At 69.2% G+C, this 16,331-nt stretch carries 18 protein-coding genes; 16 read left to right on the top strand and 2 right to left on the bottom strand.

Features of this window, described 5'->3' with window-relative positions; all coding sequences use genetic code 11:
• The first annotated feature begins 123 nt into the window (after positions 1-123).
• The 10 genes from HWX31_RS12450 to HWX31_RS12495 all read left to right on the top strand — a co-directional run bounded on the left by HWX31_RS12450 (position 124) and on the right by HWX31_RS12495 (position 9,045).
• Positions 124-1,248 carry an MlaE family ABC transporter permease gene (locus HWX31_RS12450; RefSeq protein ID WP_174965431.1) on the top strand — a complete coding sequence of 375 codons (1,125 nt, stop codon included), beginning with the start codon at positions 124-126 and terminating at the stop codon, positions 1,246-1,248.
• Positions 1,245-2,132, top strand: a complete 888-nt coding sequence (locus HWX31_RS12455; protein WP_174965430.1) for an ABC transporter ATP-binding protein — start codon at positions 1,245-1,247, stop codon at positions 2,130-2,132. The genes HWX31_RS12450 and HWX31_RS12455 overlap by 4 nt, the downstream gene beginning before the upstream one ends.
• A 14-nt stretch (positions 2,133-2,146) precedes the next feature.
• Complete coding sequence (locus tag HWX31_RS12460) at positions 2,147-3,073, top strand: MlaD family protein (protein ID WP_174965429.1); 927 nt, start codon at positions 2,147-2,149, stop codon at positions 3,071-3,073.
• Positions 3,074-3,108: 35 nt separating this feature from the next.
• Positions 3,109-3,732 carry an ABC-type transport auxiliary lipoprotein family protein gene (locus HWX31_RS12465; protein ID WP_174965428.1) on the top strand — a complete coding sequence of 208 codons (624 nt, stop codon included), beginning with the start codon at positions 3,109-3,111 and terminating at the stop codon, positions 3,730-3,732.
• 16 nt (positions 3,733-3,748) lie between these two features.
• Complete coding sequence (locus HWX31_RS12470) at positions 3,749-4,912, top strand: VanZ family protein (RefSeq protein WP_174965427.1); 1,164 nt, start codon at positions 3,749-3,751, stop codon at positions 4,910-4,912.
• Positions 4,913-5,043: 131 nt separating this feature from the next.
• Entirely contained in the window at positions 5,044-5,361 is a 318-nt protein-coding gene (locus HWX31_RS12475; protein ID WP_010090546.1) for a (2Fe-2S) ferredoxin domain-containing protein, read from the top strand.
• Between the two features lie 17 nt (positions 5,362-5,378).
• Positions 5,379-6,023, top strand: coding sequence for an alpha/beta hydrolase (locus HWX31_RS12480; protein ID WP_042586412.1), 645 nt, complete (start codon positions 5,379-5,381; stop codon positions 6,021-6,023).
• 418 nt (positions 6,024-6,441) lie between these two features.
• A complete protein-coding gene (locus HWX31_RS12485) occupies positions 6,442-7,752 on the top strand; it encodes a D-alanyl-D-alanine carboxypeptidase family protein (protein ID WP_174965426.1) in 1,311 nt (436 codons plus the stop codon).
• 58 nt (positions 7,753-7,810) lie between these two features.
• Complete coding sequence (locus HWX31_RS12490; protein ID WP_059613353.1) at positions 7,811-8,737, top strand: D-amino acid aminotransferase; 927 nt, start codon at positions 7,811-7,813, stop codon at positions 8,735-8,737.
• Positions 8,737-9,045 (top strand): HP0495 family protein, encoded by a 309-nt coding sequence (locus HWX31_RS12495; RefSeq protein WP_010090550.1) that lies wholly within the window; start codon positions 8,737-8,739, stop codon positions 9,043-9,045. Before HWX31_RS12490 ends, HWX31_RS12495 begins: the two co-directional genes overlap by 1 nt.
• Before the next feature lie 27 nt (positions 9,046-9,072).
• Here HWX31_RS12495 and HWX31_RS12500 read toward each other — a convergent pair whose 3' ends face one another.
• On the bottom strand, positions 9,073-10,017 hold the full coding sequence (locus HWX31_RS12500; protein WP_174965425.1) for a transcriptional regulator GcvA: 945 nt from the start codon (positions 10,015-10,017) through the stop codon (positions 9,073-9,075).
• Between the two features lie 102 nt (positions 10,018-10,119).
• Here HWX31_RS12500 and HWX31_RS12505 point away from each other — a divergent pair, with 102 nt between their 5' ends.
• The 3 genes from HWX31_RS12505 to lipA all read left to right on the top strand — a co-directional run bounded on the left by HWX31_RS12505 (position 10,120) and on the right by lipA (position 12,261).
• Positions 10,120-10,446 carry a DUF2917 domain-containing protein gene (locus tag HWX31_RS12505; protein WP_174965424.1) on the top strand — a complete coding sequence of 109 codons (327 nt, stop codon included), beginning with the start codon at positions 10,120-10,122 and terminating at the stop codon, positions 10,444-10,446.
• An 83-nt stretch (positions 10,447-10,529) separates the two neighbouring features.
• Positions 10,530-11,276, top strand: a complete 747-nt coding sequence (gene lipB / locus HWX31_RS12510) for a lipoyl(octanoyl) transferase LipB (RefSeq protein ID WP_174965423.1) — start codon at positions 10,530-10,532, stop codon at positions 11,274-11,276.
• Positions 11,269-12,261, top strand: coding sequence for a lipoyl synthase (lipA, locus tag HWX31_RS12515; RefSeq protein ID WP_059487003.1), 993 nt, complete (start codon positions 11,269-11,271; stop codon positions 12,259-12,261). The genes lipB and lipA overlap by 8 nt, the downstream gene beginning before the upstream one ends.
• Before the next feature lie 66 nt (positions 12,262-12,327).
• On the opposite strand, the gene HWX31_RS12520 is transcribed toward lipA, so the two are convergent.
• Positions 12,328-12,948, bottom strand: coding sequence for a hypothetical protein (locus HWX31_RS12520; RefSeq protein ID WP_174965422.1), 621 nt, complete (start codon positions 12,946-12,948; stop codon positions 12,328-12,330).
• A 474-nt stretch (positions 12,949-13,422) separates the two neighbouring features.
• On the opposite strand from HWX31_RS12520, the gene tauA reads away from it, so the two are divergent.
• Genes tauA through HWX31_RS12535 form a run of 3 tightly spaced genes read left to right on the top strand, consistent with a single transcriptional unit; the run spans position 13,423 to position 16,277 of the window.
• The gene (tauA, locus tag HWX31_RS12525) at positions 13,423-14,448 is read left to right on the top strand and encodes a taurine ABC transporter substrate-binding protein (protein WP_059613480.1); all 1,026 of its coding nucleotides are present in this window, start codon (positions 13,423-13,425) and stop codon (positions 14,446-14,448) included.
• A 27-nt stretch (positions 14,449-14,475) separates the two neighbouring features.
• Positions 14,476-15,309: a taurine ABC transporter ATP-binding protein gene (locus tag HWX31_RS12530; RefSeq protein ID WP_174965421.1), complete on the top strand. Its 834-nt coding sequence runs from the start codon at positions 14,476-14,478 to the stop codon at positions 15,307-15,309.
• Positions 15,309-16,277, top strand: a complete 969-nt coding sequence (locus HWX31_RS12535) for an ABC transporter permease subunit (RefSeq protein ID WP_174965420.1) — start codon at positions 15,309-15,311, stop codon at positions 16,275-16,277. Before HWX31_RS12530 ends, HWX31_RS12535 begins: the two co-directional genes overlap by 1 nt.
• Positions 16,278-16,331: the final 54 nt, after the last annotated feature.

Raw genomic sequence — 16,331 nt, forward strand, 5'->3', positions numbered from 1 at the left:
TGCGGGCGTCCTGGGCGGGCGGCCCCCGGCAGGCAAGCCGCCCACCCCGGCGGAAATCCTCGCGTCGCGGGAGCGGACGGTTCGTTACAATGGCCGGTGTCATTCATTTGCAAACAAGCCGCCTTGGATTTCGACACTCCTCCCGGCCTGTCGGTCGATGCCGGCGGCCAGGGCCCGACCGTGCGCCTGTACGGACAGTGGACCGCGCTCGCGCTGGCGCGCAACCGCGGCGTCGTCGCGCGCCGCGTCGCGGGGCTTGCGAAAGGCCGCGTGCGCGACTGGGACCTGTCCGGCATCGAGCGGATCGACCACGTCGGCGGCCAGGCGCTGTGGCGGGTCTGGGGCCGCAAGCTGCCGGACGGCATCGCGCTCACCGCAACCCAGCGCACGATCTTCGAGCGCATCGAGCGGCTCGACCGCCAGCGCGAGGCGCCCGAGCGCATCGAGCGCATCGATCCCGTCACGCGCCTCGGCCGCGCGCTCTTCACGTTCGCCGAGCATCTGCAGGGCGGCATCGCGATGTTCGGCCGCGTGGTGCTCGATGCGCTGTCGGTGCTGCGCCGGCCGAAGACGATGCCGTGGACGGAGACGTCGGCGAACGTCTACAGCGCGGGCGCGCAGGCGCTGCCGATCACCGCGCTCGTCGCGTTCCTGATCGGCATCGTGCTGAGCTACCTGTCCGCGCAGCAGCTGCAGATGTTCGGCGCGAACCGGTATATCGTGAACATCCTGGGGCTGTCGGTGATCCGCGAGCTCGGGCCGGTGCTGTCGGCGATCCTCGTCGCGGGCCGCTCGGGCTCGGCGATCACCGCGCAGATCGGCGTGATGCGCGTGACGGAGGAGCTCGACGCGATGCGCGTGATGGGCATCCCGCACGGGCTGCGGCTGGTCCTGCCGCGGGTGCTCGCGCTCGGCGTCGCGATGCCGCTGCTCGTGATGTGGACCAACGTCATCGCGCTCACGGGCGGCGCGCTCGCCGCGAAGCTCGCGCTCGGCATCGACTTCAGCTTCTTCGTGCGCTCGCTGCCGGGCGTGGTGCCGATCGCGAACCTGTACATCGGGCTCGGCAAGGGTGTCGTGTTCGGCATGCTGATCGCGCTCGTCGCGTGCCATTTCGGCTTCCGGATCAAGGCGAACTCGCAGAGCCTCGGCGAAGGCACGACGACGTCGGTCGTCACGTCGATCACGGTCGTGATCCTCGCCGACGCGGTGTTCGCGATGCTGTTTCAGAACGTGGGGCTCGGATGAACATGCTGAACCTGCCGACAACCGATGATGCGGCGCCCGCCGGCGCCGCGCAGCGCGACGATCTCGTGATCGAGGTGCGCAACCTGACGAAGCGCTACGGGCGCAACATCATCCACCAGAAGCTCGATTTCGACGTGCGGCGCGGCGAGATCGTGTCGATCGTCGGCGGCTCGGGCTCGGGCAAGACGACGCTGGTGCGGCAGATCCTCGGCCTCGAGCGGCCGACGTCGGGCACGATCAAGGTGTTCGGCGAGGACACGTCGAAGATCGACGCGGCCACCGCGCGGGCGATGCGCACCCGTTCCGGGATGCTGTTCCAGCAGGGCGCGCTGTTCTCGTCGATGACGGTGTTCGACAACGTCGCGCAGCCGCTGCGCGAGCTCGGCCGCGTGCCGGCCGACCTGCTGCACGACATCGTGATGCTCAAGCTCGAGATGGTCGGGCTGCCGTGCAAGCATGCGTCGAAGATGCCGGCCGCGCTGTCGGGCGGGATGGTGAAGCGGGTCGGCATCGCGCGCGCGATCGCGCTCGAGCCGGAGCTGCTGTTCCTCGACGAGCCGACGGCGGGGCTCGACCCGCAGGCGTCGGAAGAATTCGTCGAGCTGATCGCGACGCTGCACCGCACGCTCGGGCTGACCGTCGTGATGGTGACGCACGATCTCGACACGATGGTCGCGCTGTCGACGCGCGTCGCGGTGCTCGCCGACCGCAAGGTGCTGGTCGCCGCGCCGGTCGAGGAGGCCGCGAGCGTCGACCATCCGTTCATCCACGAATATTTTCTGGGGCTGCGCGGCCGGCGCGCGCTGCAGGCGCTGCCGCCCGAGCGGCGCGCGAAGCTGCCGCCGGCAGCCCTCGAACCGGCGCCGGCGAGCGTCGAGTTGTAGCAAGGAACCCGCGAATGGAAAACAAATCTCATGCGTTCTGGGCCGGCCTGTTCACGATCGCGCTGACGCTCGCGATCGCGGGCGCCGTGTTCTGGTTCAACGTCGATCGCGCCGTGCGCATTCCGTACGACCTGATCGCGCGCACCAACGTCACCGGGCTGTTTCCGGACGCGGCGGTGCGCTTTCGCGGCCTCGACGTCGGCAAGGTGCAGTCGATCGGCTTCGACCGCTCGCACCCGGGGCAGATCCGCATCCGCATCATGGTCGACAAGGACGCGCCGATCACGCAGTCGACGTTCGGCAGCCTCGGCTTCCAGGGCGTGACGGGCATCGCGTTCGTGCAGCTCGACGACACGGGCACCGACCTGTCGCCGCTGCCGTCGTCGGCGAAGGCGGTCGCGCAGATCCCGATGCACCCGAGCCTGTTCGACCAGATCCAGCAGCGCGGCGACGTGCTGCTGCGGCAGCTCGAACTGGCGGCGAAGAGCGCGAACGAGCTGATGTCGCCCGAGATGCGCGAGCAGCTGCGCGCGACGGCGGAAAGCCTGCAGCACGCGGCGGACGGCGCGACGGTACTGTCGAAGCAGCTCGGCCCGGCGGTCGCGGCGCTGCCCGACACGATGCACGAGGTGAACCGCGCGATGGCGTCGGCGAACACGCTGCTGCAGCCGAACGGCCCGCTCGTCGCGAACCTGAACAAGGCCGGCACGGCCGCCGAGCATATCGGCGACGCGCTGAACGAGCTGAATGCGCGCGTGCAGTACGACACGCTGCCGCGCTTCAATGCGCTGGCGGCGAGCGTCGGCGACGCGTCGCGCCAGTTGAAGGACGTCGCGGGCGAGCTCGGCCGCAATCCGCGCAGCCTGCTGTTCGGCGCGCCGGGCGCGGCTCCCGGGCCGGGCGAGGCGGGCTTCGTCTGGCCGGGCGCGACGGCCCACTGATCATCGAATCCGGAAATCTCATGCAGGAACACGCCATGCCCCGAACCCTTGCCCGCGCGCTGCGCCCGGCCGCCGCCGCGCTCGCCGTGCTGACGCTCGCGCTCGCGGCCGGCTGCGCCGGCGAAAGAGCGGCGCTGTCGAACGTCCGCTACGACCTCGGCCCGGCCGCGCCGGTCGTGACCGCCGGCCACGGCCCCGCGCTGAAGGTGCTCGACGTCGCGGCGCCCGACGCGCTCGATTCGGACAAGTTCGTCTACCGGCTCGCCTATGCGGATGCGCAGCGCATGGCCGTCTACCGCGACAGCCGCTGGACCGCGCCGCCCGCGCAACTGCTCACGCAGCGGCTGCGCGGCGCGCTGTCGTCGCGCGGCGCGGTGCTCGAGGGCGCCGACGGCGTGCGCGCGCCGACGCTGCGGATCGACCTGAGCGAGTTCGAGCAGGTGTTCGACGGCGAATCGCAAAGCCACGGCGCCGTCACCGCGCGCGCGACGCTCACGCAGGACGGCAAGGTGCTCGGCCAGCGCACGTTCGTCGCGCGTGCGCCGTCGAGCACGCCGGACGCCGCCGGCGGCGCGCGCGCGCTCGCGACGGCGAGCGACGATCTCGTCGCGCAGATCGCCGCCTGGGTCGGCATGCAGGCCTACGCGGGCACGCCGTAATGCGCGGGCGCCCGCGATGAGCGTGCCCGGCTCGCCCCGCGCATCGACGCTGGCGCGGCAGGCGCTCGCCGCGTACACGGCGCTCATCGTCTACGCGTCGCTGTATCCGTTCGACGGCTGGACCTCGCTCGGCATCGGCCCGTTCGACTACCTGTTCGCGCCGATGCAGCGCTACGTGACCGCGTTCGACGTGGTGACGAACGTGCTCGGCTACCTGCCGTTCGGCGCCCTCGCGGTGCTCGCGCTGCATCCGCGCTGGCGCGGGGTCGGCGCGACGCTGATCGCCGGCGTGCTCGGCGCGCTGCTGTCCGGGGCGATGGAGGCGCTGCAGACCTACCTGCCGACGCGCGTCGCGTCGAATCTCGATCTCGCCGCCAACGCGCTCGGCGCGCTGCTGGGCGCGGCGCTGATGGCGCCCGCGACCGGCGCGCTGCTCGATCGCGGCGCGCTCAGGCGGCTGCGCTTCGCGTGGTTCCAGCCGGACGGCGCGACGCCGCTGCTGCTGGCCGCGCTCTGGCCGTTCGCGATCCTGTTTCCTTCCCCGTTCCTGTTCGGCATCGGCGACTGGCCGGCCTCGCTATGGGAGCGCGCCGACGCGTCGATGCAGGACGCGCTGCTCGCGTGGCTGCCGGCCGCGTGGCACGTGTCGGCATGGCCCGAGCGGGTCGACGGCTGGCTGTCCGATTCCGGATGGGAGGCCGTGCTCGGCGGGCTGATGCTGTTCCCCGCGCTCGCGATCGCGTCGCTTGCAATGCGGCCGCGCGCGCCGCGCGTGCGGCTCCTGATCGTGCTCGTCGCCGCGGCGCTCGTGCTGAAGTCCGCCGCGACGTTCATGCAGTCGGCCACCGGGCTCGTCGTCGTATGGGCGACGCCCGGCGCGCGGCTCGGCATCGAGCTCGGCTTCGCGGCGGCGCTCGCCGCGCTGTACGTGCCCGACGCGTGGCGGGCCACGCTCGCCGCCGCCGCGCTCGTCGCGGGCGTCGCGCTCGTCAACCTGCTGCCCGTCAACCCGTTCTTCGACTTCACGCTGTCCGGCTGGCGGCAGGGGCGCTACGTGCACTTCAACAGCATCGCGCGCTGGCTCGCATGGATCTGGCCCTACGCGGCGCTGATCTGGCTCGGGCTGCGCGTCGAGCGCGCGTGGCTGCCGGCCGCCCAGCCCGGACGGTCGCGCCGGTGACGGGCAGCGGGGCGGGCAGCGAGGTGGACAGGGCCGCGGGCAGCCGCGCGCGCCGCTCGCTATAATCGTCCGCACCATTCACCCGCCACTTCCGACCCGGCCTCGTCGCCGGGCCGCTCGCCGTCACCATCATGGATTCCTACTACCAGCACCACGTCTTCTTCTGCCTGAACCAGCGCGAGCCCGGCGCCGAACGTCCGAGCTGCGCGCAGTGCGACGCGCAGGCCATGCAGGAATACGCGAAAAAGCGCGTGAAGGAGCTCGGCCTCGCCGGGCCGGGCAAGGTCCGCATCAACAAGGCCGGCTGCCTCGACCGCTGCGAGGAGGGGCCCGTGATGGTCGTCTATCCGGAAGGCACGTGGTACACGTATGTCGACCGCGCCGACATCGACGAGATCGTCGAATCGCACCTGCGCGACGGCAAGGTCGTCGATCGCCTGAAGATCTGAGCGGGGCGGTCGAAAGCATGAACGCCCATACGCAGAAATCGCTGATCGCCGGCCCCGTCGGCCAGATCGAGATCGCCGTCGACCTGCCCGACGCGGTGCGCGAAGGGAGCGCCGCGCCGCGCGGCATCGCGCTCGTCGCGCATCCGCACCCGCTGTTCGGCGGCACGATGGACAACAAGGTCGCGCAAACCCTGGCGCGCACGCTCGTGCAGCTCAACTACGTCGTCTACCGGTCGAACTTCCGCGGCGTCGGCGCGACCGAAGGCGTGCACGACAACGGCCTCGGCGAGGCCGACGACCTGCTCGCGGTGCTCGCGCACATGCGCGCGCAGCCCGCGTATGCGGACCTGCCGCTCGTGCTGGCCGGCTTCTCGTTCGGCACCTTCGTGCTGTCGCACGTCGCGAAGCGTTTGCGCGACGCGGGCGACGCGATCGAGCGGATCGTGTTCGTCGGCACGGCCGCGAGCCGCTGGCAGGTTGCCGACGTGCCGGAGAACACGCTCGTGATCCACGGCGAGACCGACGACACGGTGCCGATCGCGTCGGTGTACGACTGGGCGCGGCCGCAGGAATTGCCGGTCGTCGTGATTCCCGGCGCCGAGCATTTCTTTCATCGCAAGCTGCATGTGCTCAAGCGCGTCGTGATCGACGCGTGGCGCTAGAGCGCGTTGCGCCGCCGGGCGGCGCGGCGCGTTTCGCCCCTTTTTTTCGGCGCGCTTGCATGCCGCCTGCGCGCATCTTTCGTCTTCCTTCGATAGTGGTCCTGCACATTCGCGTCGCGCTATCCTCGCGTCGCCGATCCGTGCCTGCGCGGCGCCGCATTCACGAAAATGCCCGTCGCGGCCACGTATAATGGCCGGATTTCGCGTCGCCCGCGGCCCGGCCGGGCCCATGCGGCGCTCGATTCGCTGCCCGTCGCGCACGCGTTGCGCCGGCCGCGAACCGAACGCGTCCGCACGAGTCCAACCGGCGCGTTTCGCATCGCCTGACGTTTCAGGTGCAGGCCGAAACGCCCGCCGCCTTGCCATTCAACCGTGCGTGTTTCGCGCCCGTACTTTCTGCCATCAGCCTGAATCGATCATGCGTTTGTCCTCCCAAGGCCTCAAGTCCCTCGCTTCTTCCATCGCCTTCAGCACTGCCGCGCGCAACGTCGCGCTCGGCGTGATGCTGCCCGTCGCGCTCGCGTCGACGATCGTCGCCGCCGAGGCGAAGCCCGCCGCCAAGGCCAAGGCAGCGCATGCCGCGCCGGCCGCGCCCGAGGCGACCGGCGCGCCCGCGACCTACATGCCGGGCGCGGTGCCGCCGCCGGGCGTGAACGCGCGTTCGTGGGTGCTCGTCGACGCGACGAGCAACACCGTGCTCGCGTCGGGCAACGCGGACGAGCGCGTCGAGCCGGCGTCGCTGACGAAGCTGATGACCGCGTACCTCGTGTTCGAGGCGCTCGACAAGAAGAAGATCTCGATGGAGCAGATCGTCACGCCGAGCGCGGCGGTGCGCCGCGTCGGCACCGACGAGTCGCGGATGTTCATCGAGGCGGACAAGCCGGTGTCGGTGCACGACCTCGTCTACGGGATGATCATCCAGTCGGGCAACGACGCGGCGATCGCGCTCGCCGAGCTGGTCGGCGGCAGCGAGGCGCAGTTCGTCAACATGATGAACGACGAGGTCAAGCGCCTCGGCATGAAGGGCACGCACTTCGCCGACGTGAACGGCATGCCCGACCCGAACCACTACACGACGGCCGGCGATCTCGCGACGCTGTCCGCGCACCTGATCCGCGATTTTCCGCAGTACTACAGCATCTTCTCGGAGAAGGAGTTCAAGTACAACAACATCCGCCAGGGCAACCGCAACCGCCTGCTGTGGCTCGACCCGACGGTCGACGGCCTGAAGACGGGCCACACGCAGGCAGCGGGCTTCTGCCTGATCTCGTCGGCGAAGCGGCAGATGCCGGGCTCGGCGGATGCGCCGCGCCGCCTCGTGTCGGTGATGATGGGCGAGACCAAGGAAAGCGACCGCACGCAGGACAGCATGAAGATGCTGAACTACGGCTACAGCGCGTTCGATGCGGTGCGCCTGTTCAAGGGCGGCCAGGCGATCTCGACGCCGCGCCTCTACAAGGGCAAGAGCAACAACGTGCAGGTCGGCGTGAAGGGCGACCAGTGGGTGACGGTGCCGCGCGGCCTCGGCGACAAGGTGAAGACCGAGGTCGAGGTGAACGCGCCGCTGATCGCGCCGCTCGCGGACGGCCAGCCGGTCGGCACCGTGAAGATCGTCGCCGACGGCAAGACGCTGTCGCAGTTCCCGGTCGTCGCGCTGCAGGCGGTGCCGGAAGCGGGTATCTTCGGTCGTATCTGGGACTCGATCCTGCTGATGTTCGCCAAGAAGTAAGCGCAAGCCGGCAGACCGGGCCTTTGTTTCGACGACTTCATCCCCATCTGACATAGCCATGAGCCAAGCCGAATTCGAACCGATCGTCTACCTGAGCGTTTCCTCGCAGGAAGAGATGGTGCCGCTGTCGCAAGCCCGCATCCCGGTGCTCGACCGCGGGTTCATCTTCGGCGACGGTGTGTATGAGGTCGTCCCGGTCTACGCGCACGACGGCGCGCACGTGCCGTTCCGGATCGCGCAGCATCTCGCGCGGCTCGAGCGCAGCCTGAAGAAGATCGGCATCGCCAACCCGCACGATGATGCGCTCTGGCGCGCGCTGATCGAGCGCGTCGTCGCGGCGAACGCCGACGGCCTCGGCGCCGGCGATGCGCTCGTCTATATCCAGGTGACGCGCGGCGTCGCGAAGCGCGGCCACGCGTTCCCGGCGAACGTCGCGCCGACCGTGTTCGTGATGACGAGCCCGCTGCGCGTGCCGTCCGAGCAGGAGCGCGCGGCCGGCGTGCGCTGCGTGACCGCCGAGGATCGGCGCTGGCTGCATTGCGACATCAAGTCGACCTCGCTGCTCGGCAACGTGCTGATGGCGCAGCATGCGGTCGAGCACGACGCGTTCGAGACGCTGCAGCTGCGCGACGGCAAGCTGACCGAAGGCTCGTCGTCGAACGTGTGGATCGTGAAGAACGGCGAGCTGCTTGCGCCGCCGCGCAGCAACAAGATCCTCGAGGGGATCCGCTACGCGCTGCTCGAGGAGCTGGCCGAGGAATGCAGGATTCCGTTCGTCGCGCGCGAAATCAGCGAAGTGGAGCTGCGCGCGGCCGACGAGATCATGATTACGTCGGCGACGAAGGAAGTGCTGCCCGTCACGACGCTCGACGATTTGCCGGTGCAGGGCGGCAAGCCCGGCCCGGTATTCGCGGCGTTGTACGACGCGTACCAGCGCGCGAAAGCGCGCGAGTTTGAACAGTTTGACCTAACCCGGAGAAAGTGATGAGCGAACCGTCCAAAACCGTCGAGCTGACCGGCGCGATCGATACCCGGAAGGAATCGCTGCTGGAGTTCCCGTGCGATTTCCCGATCAAGATCATGGGTAAGGCGCACCCGGAGTTCAAGGACACGATCTTCAAGGTCGTGAGCGTCCACGACAACGAAATCGACCTCGAGAAGATCGAGGAGCGTGCGTCGAGCGGCGGCAACTACACGGGCCTCACGATCACCGTGCGCGCGACGAGCCAGGAGCAGCTCGACAACATCTACCGTGCGCTGACCGGCCATCCGATGGTCAAGGTCGTGCTCTGATCCCTTCCGGCTTCCTTCCTTGCGCGCTCACGCGGCGGCGGATTTCTCCGCCGCGCGGCGCGCGTCCAGTTCGTCGCACAGCAGCTTGAATTCGGCGACTTCCTGCAATATCCACGTCCTGAACGCCTGCACGCGCGGCGTACCCAGCAGCGGCGGCGGGCACACGAAGAAATAATTCCACGGGCTCGGCCCGTCGATGTCGAACAAGCGCACGAGGCGCCCCTGCCGCAGCTCGTGCACCGCGAGCGAGCGCCGCACGAGCGCGATGCCCTGGCCGTCCATCGCGGCCTGCAGCAGGTTCGACGAATCCTGGTACAGGATTCCGCGCTTCGGCTCCGTCAGCGTATCGAGGCCCGCCGCGTCGAACCACGGCCGCCACAGCTCGTCGTCCGAGCGCAGCAGGTTGTAGCGGGCCAGATCCGCGGGCGTCTTCGGCAGCACGCCGCCGTTCAGCGTCGGCGCGCAGGCCGGGAAGAACGCTTCCTCGAGCAGCGGCTCCACGTACAGCCCCGGATAGGTGCCGAACCCGAAGCGGATCGCGATGTCGACGTCGTCGCGCGCGAAATCGGTGAGGGCGTTGGTCGACTGCAGCTCGACGTCGATTTCCGGATGCTGCTCGATGAACGAGCCGATGCGCGGCGTCACGAAGCGCGCCGCGAACGACGACAGCATCGAGATCACCAGCCGCCGGTCGCGGTCGCTCGCGCGGACTTCGCGGGTCGCCTCGACGAGCATCATCAGCGCGGTGCGGACATGCTGCGCGTAGCGGATGCCGGCGTTGGTCAGGCACAGGCGCTTGCCGTTGCGCGTGAAGAGCTGCACGCCGAGCTCCTCCTCGAGCGCGCGCACCTGGTGGCTGACCGCCCCGTGCGTGACGAACAGCTCGTCGGCGGCGCGCGAGAAGTTTTCGTGGCGGGCGGCGGCCTCGAACGCGCGAATCGCGTTCAGCGCGGGGAGCTGGCGCAGGTCCATTTGCTAAATTTCCTCACATCGACGTGAAAATTGGTCGTTTGGTCGGACGCCTTGGGATGACTACGATTGTAGCCATCGAAGCACTTTTTGGCGGAGCGCATCATGCAAGAAATTTCTTCAAGCATCACGTTCGAGATTCCCCCTGGCGAAACCGTTCCGATGCGGGTGCGGCGCAGCACGCGGCTGACGGTCCAGTGCGGGCCGGTGTGGGCGACGCGCAGCAACGACGTCGACGATTACTTCCTCGCGGACGGCGAAACGCTGCGGTTGCGCCGCGGCGAGCGCCTGTGGCTGAGCGCCGAGGGGGCGCAGAGTGCGTGCGTCGCGTTCTCGGTGTCGCGGCCGCCGAAGGAAGTCGCGCTGACGGGGCTCGCCCGGTTGCGCGAGCGCGTCGCGGCGCTGTTCCTGAGCGGGTGGCGCACCGTCTGATGCCGTTCTGATCAGACGGATGCCGTCGATCCGTCCCTTTCGATAGCCGGCGAGACGCTTGGGTTTTCGGTAAACTACCGCCCATGTCCGTCTCGCCGGTTTCCACTGTGTCCACGCCTGTCGCCGCACCCGATTCGCCCGCAGCCCTTCCGGCACCGCCGGTGACGGTACGCTGGCGCGGCGTCGAGCCGTACGACGCGAGCTTCGACGCGATGCGCGCGTTCACCGATGCGCGCACCGCGGACACCGGCGACGAAATCTGGGTGGTCGAGCATCCGCCCGTCTACACGCTCGGGCAGGCGGGCGATCCGGCCCACTTGCTGGTCGCCGACAGCGGCGTCCCGCTGGTGCGGGTCGACCGCGGCGGGCAGATCACCTATCACGGCCCCGGCCAGATCGTCATGTACCTGCTGCTGGACTTGCGCCGGCGCAAGCTGATGGTCCGCACGCTGGTATCCCGGATCGAGGAGGCCGTGATCGAAACCCTCGCGGCGTATAATCTCGCTTCGGTCCGCAAGGCGGGCGCGCCGGGCATCTACGTGGCGTCGGGCACTCACGAGGGCGCGAAGATCGCGGCCCTCGGCCTGAAGATCCGCAACGGCTGCAGCTATCACGGGTTGAGCCTGAACGTGAAGATGGATCTGCGCCCGTTTCTCGCGATCAATCCGTGCGGCTATGCCGGACTGGAAACCGTCGACATGGCGAGCCTCGAGGTTGCCGCCGACTGGAACGACGTCGCCCATACGCTGGTGCGCCGTCTGATCGCCAACCTCGACGGCGCATCCGCGGCCGCCGACAAGCCGCAGGCACTGGAACAATCGAATGACTGACGTTACCGCTTCTCCCGCACCGGCCGATTCGGCCGCGACCCCGGCCTACGATCCGACCGCCAAGCAGAAGGCGCAGGCGAAGACGGCGCGCATCCCGATCAAGGTCATTCCGATCGAGCGGCTGAAGAAGCCCGAGTGGATCCGCGTGAAGGCGGCCACCGGCAGCTCGCGCTTCAACGAGATCAAGACGATCCTGCGCGAGCACAACCTGCATACGGTGTGCGAGGAAGCGAGCTGCCCGAACATCGGCGAGTGCTTCGGCAAGGGCACCGCGACGTTCATGATCATGGGCGACAAGTGCACGCGCCGCTGCCCGTTCTGCGACGTCGGCCACGGCCGTCCCGATCCGCTCGACGCCGACGAGCCGAAGAACCTCGCGCGCACGATCGCCGCGCTGAAGCTCAAGTACGTGGTGATCACGAGCGTCGACCGCGACGACCTGCGCGACGGCGGCGCTGCCCACTTCGTCGAGTGCATCCGCGAAGTGCGCGAGCAGTCGCCGGAAACGCGCATCGAGATCCTGACGCCGGACTTCCGCGGCCGCCTCGACCGCGCGATCTCGATCCTGAACGCCGCGCCGCCGGACGTGATGAACCACAACCTCGAAACGGTGCCGCGCCTGTACAAGGAAGCGCGCCCCGGCTCGGACTACGCGCACTCGCTGAAGCTCCTGAAGGACTTCAAGGCGCTGCATCCGGACGTCGCGACGAAGTCGGGCCTGATGGTCGGCCTCGGCGAGACGGAAGAGGAAATCCTGCAGGTGATGCGCGACCTGCGCGCGCACGACGTCGACATGCTGACGATCGGCCAGTACCTGCAGCCGTCGGAACACCACCTGCCGGTGCGCGCGTACGTGCATCCGGACACGTTCAAGATGTACGAGGAAGAGGCGTACAAGATGGGCTTCACGCACGCGGCCGTCGGTGCGATGGTGCGTTCGAGCTATCACGCCGATCTTCAGGCGCATGGGGCAGGGGTGGTCTGAGCGTCGTCGCTTCGTTGCCGCTTCGTCGCCGGACGAGCCTGGAAAAGCCCGCACGCTGCGGGCTTTTCATCTTTCAAACTTCATTTGGCCATTCGGCAACGGAAACGACCGCAGCCCCAAAGCAGGCAGCGTCATTTCACCGGTTGTGTCGACACTGTGGTCATACAGGCCCTCGCCAGCAGCGCCGCTATGATTCTCGTCGCCGGACCCCGACGGCGCGTTGATCCATTGCAGGGTCAACTCGAACCTCGCGGTATCCCTGCTATGGCCACTCGAAGTGAATACGCTCAGCGGTATCTGTCCCGAGACCGTCACCGATTTCGGCCATCGGCTACCGTCGGCCGCCCCGACCGAAAGGTCACATCGCTGGGAAGTGCCGTAAGCGAAGACGGGCGAGCGTTTGCAGCGATCAAAACGATAGACGACGACCGAAGCTGCAGCATTGGGGGCATTTTCGAGGTCCGTCGTCCCGAAGGTCGAGATGGTGACGGCGGTCTGAGTCACGCCGCACGCGTCGAGCACCGTACCATACGCGGTTGCGGAGACCCGGCTGAAGGGAGGCCGGCCAGCCTGTGCATCTGCGCGGAGTGGTGAAGCCAGAAGCACGATGGCAAAGGCCGCTGCAACCAGCCGACCCAACGCATGTTCGATCTTGGCGTGCAGACGGGCCGAACCAGGACTTATCACGAGACACGCCTCCGGTTTCGTTCTTCTGCAGGCTGATTGGTTTGCCCGGGCGCCGATCGAACGCGAGACGGCGCGGGCTTCCGGGGCGCCGCATATATCGGGCCAGGCCAGCGAATAGGCGGCTCTTGGCCTGTCGGTCAAGCGTCCGGTAGCGACGTGGCCGGGTGAACGTTGCGGAAATGAATCGTGGCGTTGCCGGGCCAGGCTGCGTCCTGGCGAAGCGGGCTCCCGGAGCCGCAACGGGCGCGTGCCCGGAGCGCCGGATGGACCGATTCATCGTTGACACGTGCGGTTCCGCCTGAGGCGGCTGGCGCACGACAATCGCCACCCCACCGGACGCGCGATCCAATCCAGCGTGGAAAGCAAAGCCGAAACGTCGTCGATAGCTTCGCAGGATAAGTTCGCTTCCGCCGCGCGCAAACCTCCTATAGTCGGCTCTCTCGTTGAATCGCCAGAATGCCGAAGGAGAGCCGCATGCCCCGTTTCAGCCTCATCCGCCGCGCCGCCGTCACGCTGACCGCGCTCGCCGCCTTTGCCGCGCCCGGCGCGGCGCACGCCGAATCGCGCGAGGTCGTGATTGCGTACCAGGACATGGTGGTGCCGTGGCGCTACGCACAGGCGAGCGGCGAGGTCGAAAAGGCGACCGGCTACAAGGTCACGTTCCGCAAGCTTGACAGCGGCGCGGACGTGATCCGCGCGCTCGCGTCCGGCTCGGTGCAGCTCGGCGAAGCCGGCTCGAGCCCGATCGCGGCCGGCCTGTCGCAGGGGCTCGACATCTCGCTGTTCTGGATACTCGACAACATCAACGACGCGGAAGCGCTCGTCGCGCGCAACGGCTCGGGCGTGACGAGCGTCGCTGCGCTCAAGGGCAGGAAGATCGGCGTGCCGTTCGTGTCGACGTCGCACTTCCACACGCTCGTCGCGCTGCAGGCCGCGGGCGTCAACCCGAACGACGTGAAGATCGTCAACCTGCGCCCGCCCGAAGTCGCGGCGGCCTGGACGCGCGGCGACATCGACGCGACCTACATCTGGGATCCCGTGCTCGCGAAGGTCAAGCAGTCCGGCACGGTGCTGACGACGTCGGGCCAGGTCGCCAAGCAGAGCGGCAAGGCCACCTTCGACGGCTTCGTCGTGAGCCGCAAGTTCGCGCGCGAGCACCCCGAGTTCGTCACGCGCTTCGTCAAGGTGCTCGCGGCCGCCGACGCCGATTACCGCGCGCACGCCGCCGCATGGAAGGTCGGCACGCCGCAGGTCGCGGCCGTCGCGAAGGTGTCCGGCGCGAACGCGCAGGACGTGCCGGCAAGTCTCGCGCTCTATGCATTCCCGACGCCCGCCGAGCAGGCGTCGCCGACGTGGCTCGGCGGCGGCGCGCAAGCGGGCGCCGCGAAGTCGCTCGCGGCGACGGCCGCGTTCCTGAAAGCGCAGGGCACGATCCAGACGGTGCTCGCCGACTACTCGGTCGGCGTCGATCCGCAGTTCGTGCAGAAGGCCGCGCGCTGAGCGCGGCGACGCATCGCGGAGCCACACATGAGCACGCTCGAAGTCCGTCAGGTATCGGTTGCCTATCCGGGCGAGCGCGGGCGTCCGACGACGCAGGCGCTCGCGCAGGTCGACCTGCGCATCGACGCCGGTGAATTCGTCGTCGCGCTCGGCGCGTCGGGCTGCGGCAAGACGACGTTGCTGAACTGCATGGCCGGCTTCGTCGCGCCGACGACCGGCGACGTGCGGGTCGACGGCGTGCCCGTGGCGGGCCCCGGCGCGGACCGCGGCGTGGTGTTCCAGAAATACGCGCTGCTGCCGTGGCTCGACGTGCTCGACAACGTCGCGCTCGGGCTGCGCTTTGCGCGCGTCCCGAAGGCCGAACGCGCGGCGCGCGCACGGGAGATGCTCGCGCTCGTCGGGCTCGAGCGCCATGCGCACGCGCGCGTCTACGAGCTGTCGGGCGGGATGCAGCAGCGCGTCGGCATCGCGCGCGCGCTCGCGAGCGATCCGCGCGTGCTGCTGATGGACGAGCCGATGGGCGCGCTCGACGCGATGACGCGCGGCACGATGCAGGCGCTCGTGCTCGACGTGTGGGCGCGCACCGGCAAGACGGTGTTCTTCATCACGCACGACGTCGAGGAGGCGCTGTTTCTCGCGACGCGGCTCGTCGTGATGACGCCCGGCCCGGGCCGGATCGCCGAGACCTTCGACCTGCCGTTCGCGCGCCGCTACGTCGAATCGCGCGACGCGCGCGCGGTGAAGTCGTCGCCCGATTTCATCGCGTGGCGGGAGCGGCTGATCGCGTATCTGCATCGCGACGAAGCGGGCGGAGAAGCGGTTGGAGAAGCGGTTGGAGAAGCGGTCGGGGAAGCCGCGTGATGCGCGAACTGGCGCGGCAGGGCGCGTCCAGCGGGCGCGGTCGGAACGGCACTTTGCACAGGCAGGACAGCATGAGCACACAGGATTCGTGGGCGGCCGATCGCGCGGCCGCCGGCTTCGAGCAGGATGAGCGCACCGCGCCGCCGCGCGTCCGCATTGCGCGGCCCGCGCGCGCATCGCGCCGCTACCGGCTGCCGGGGCAGGGGAAGACGGGCGCGCTGAGCGCCGCGACGGTCGCGGCGCTCGCGGTGCTGTGGTGGGTCGCGACGCACCGGCAATGGCTGCCGCCGCTGTTCCTGCCCGCGCCGGAAGCGGTGTGGGCGGCGTTCGTCGACGCGTGGCACGGCCGCATCCAGGGCGGGCTGCCGCTGTCCGAGCATCTGCTGTGGAGCGCCGCGCGCGTGTTCGGCGCGTTCGTGCTGGCAACCGCGCTCGGCGTTCCCGCGGGAATCCTGATGGGCGTGAGCCGCGTCGCGCGCGGCGTGCTCGATCCGCTGCTGGAGTTCTACCGGCCGCTGCCGCCGCTCGCGTACCTGCCGCTCGTCGTGATCTGGTTCGGGATCGACGAGACGGCCAAGCTCGTCGTGATCTTCCTCGCATGCTTCGCACCGGTCGCGATGGCGGCGCGCGCGGGTGTGCGCGCCGCGACGGTCGAGCAGATCAACGCCGCGTATTCGCTCGGCGGCAGCTTCGCGCAGATCGTGCGGCACGTGGTGCTGCCGGCCGCGCTGCCGGAAATCCTCACCGGGCTGCGGATCGCGATCGGCTTCGGCTGGACGACGCTCGTCGCGGCCGAGATGGTCGCCGCGACGGCCGGGCTCGGGCAGATGGTGCTGAACGCGTCGAGCTTCCTGCGCACGGACATCGTCGTGATGGGGATTCTCATCATCGGCGCGATCGCGTGGCTGTTCGACCTCGGGATGCGCTGGGTCGAGCGGCGGGTCGTGCCGTGGAAGGGTCGGGGGTAAGCGGGGCGCTCGGCGCCGCGAGCGGGCGGCATGCGCGCACCGCTCGGCGTCCGC

Source organism: Burkholderia ubonensis (assembly GCF_902833085.1).
Lineage (GTDB): Bacteria > Pseudomonadota > Gammaproteobacteria > Burkholderiales > Burkholderiaceae > Burkholderia > Burkholderia ubonensis.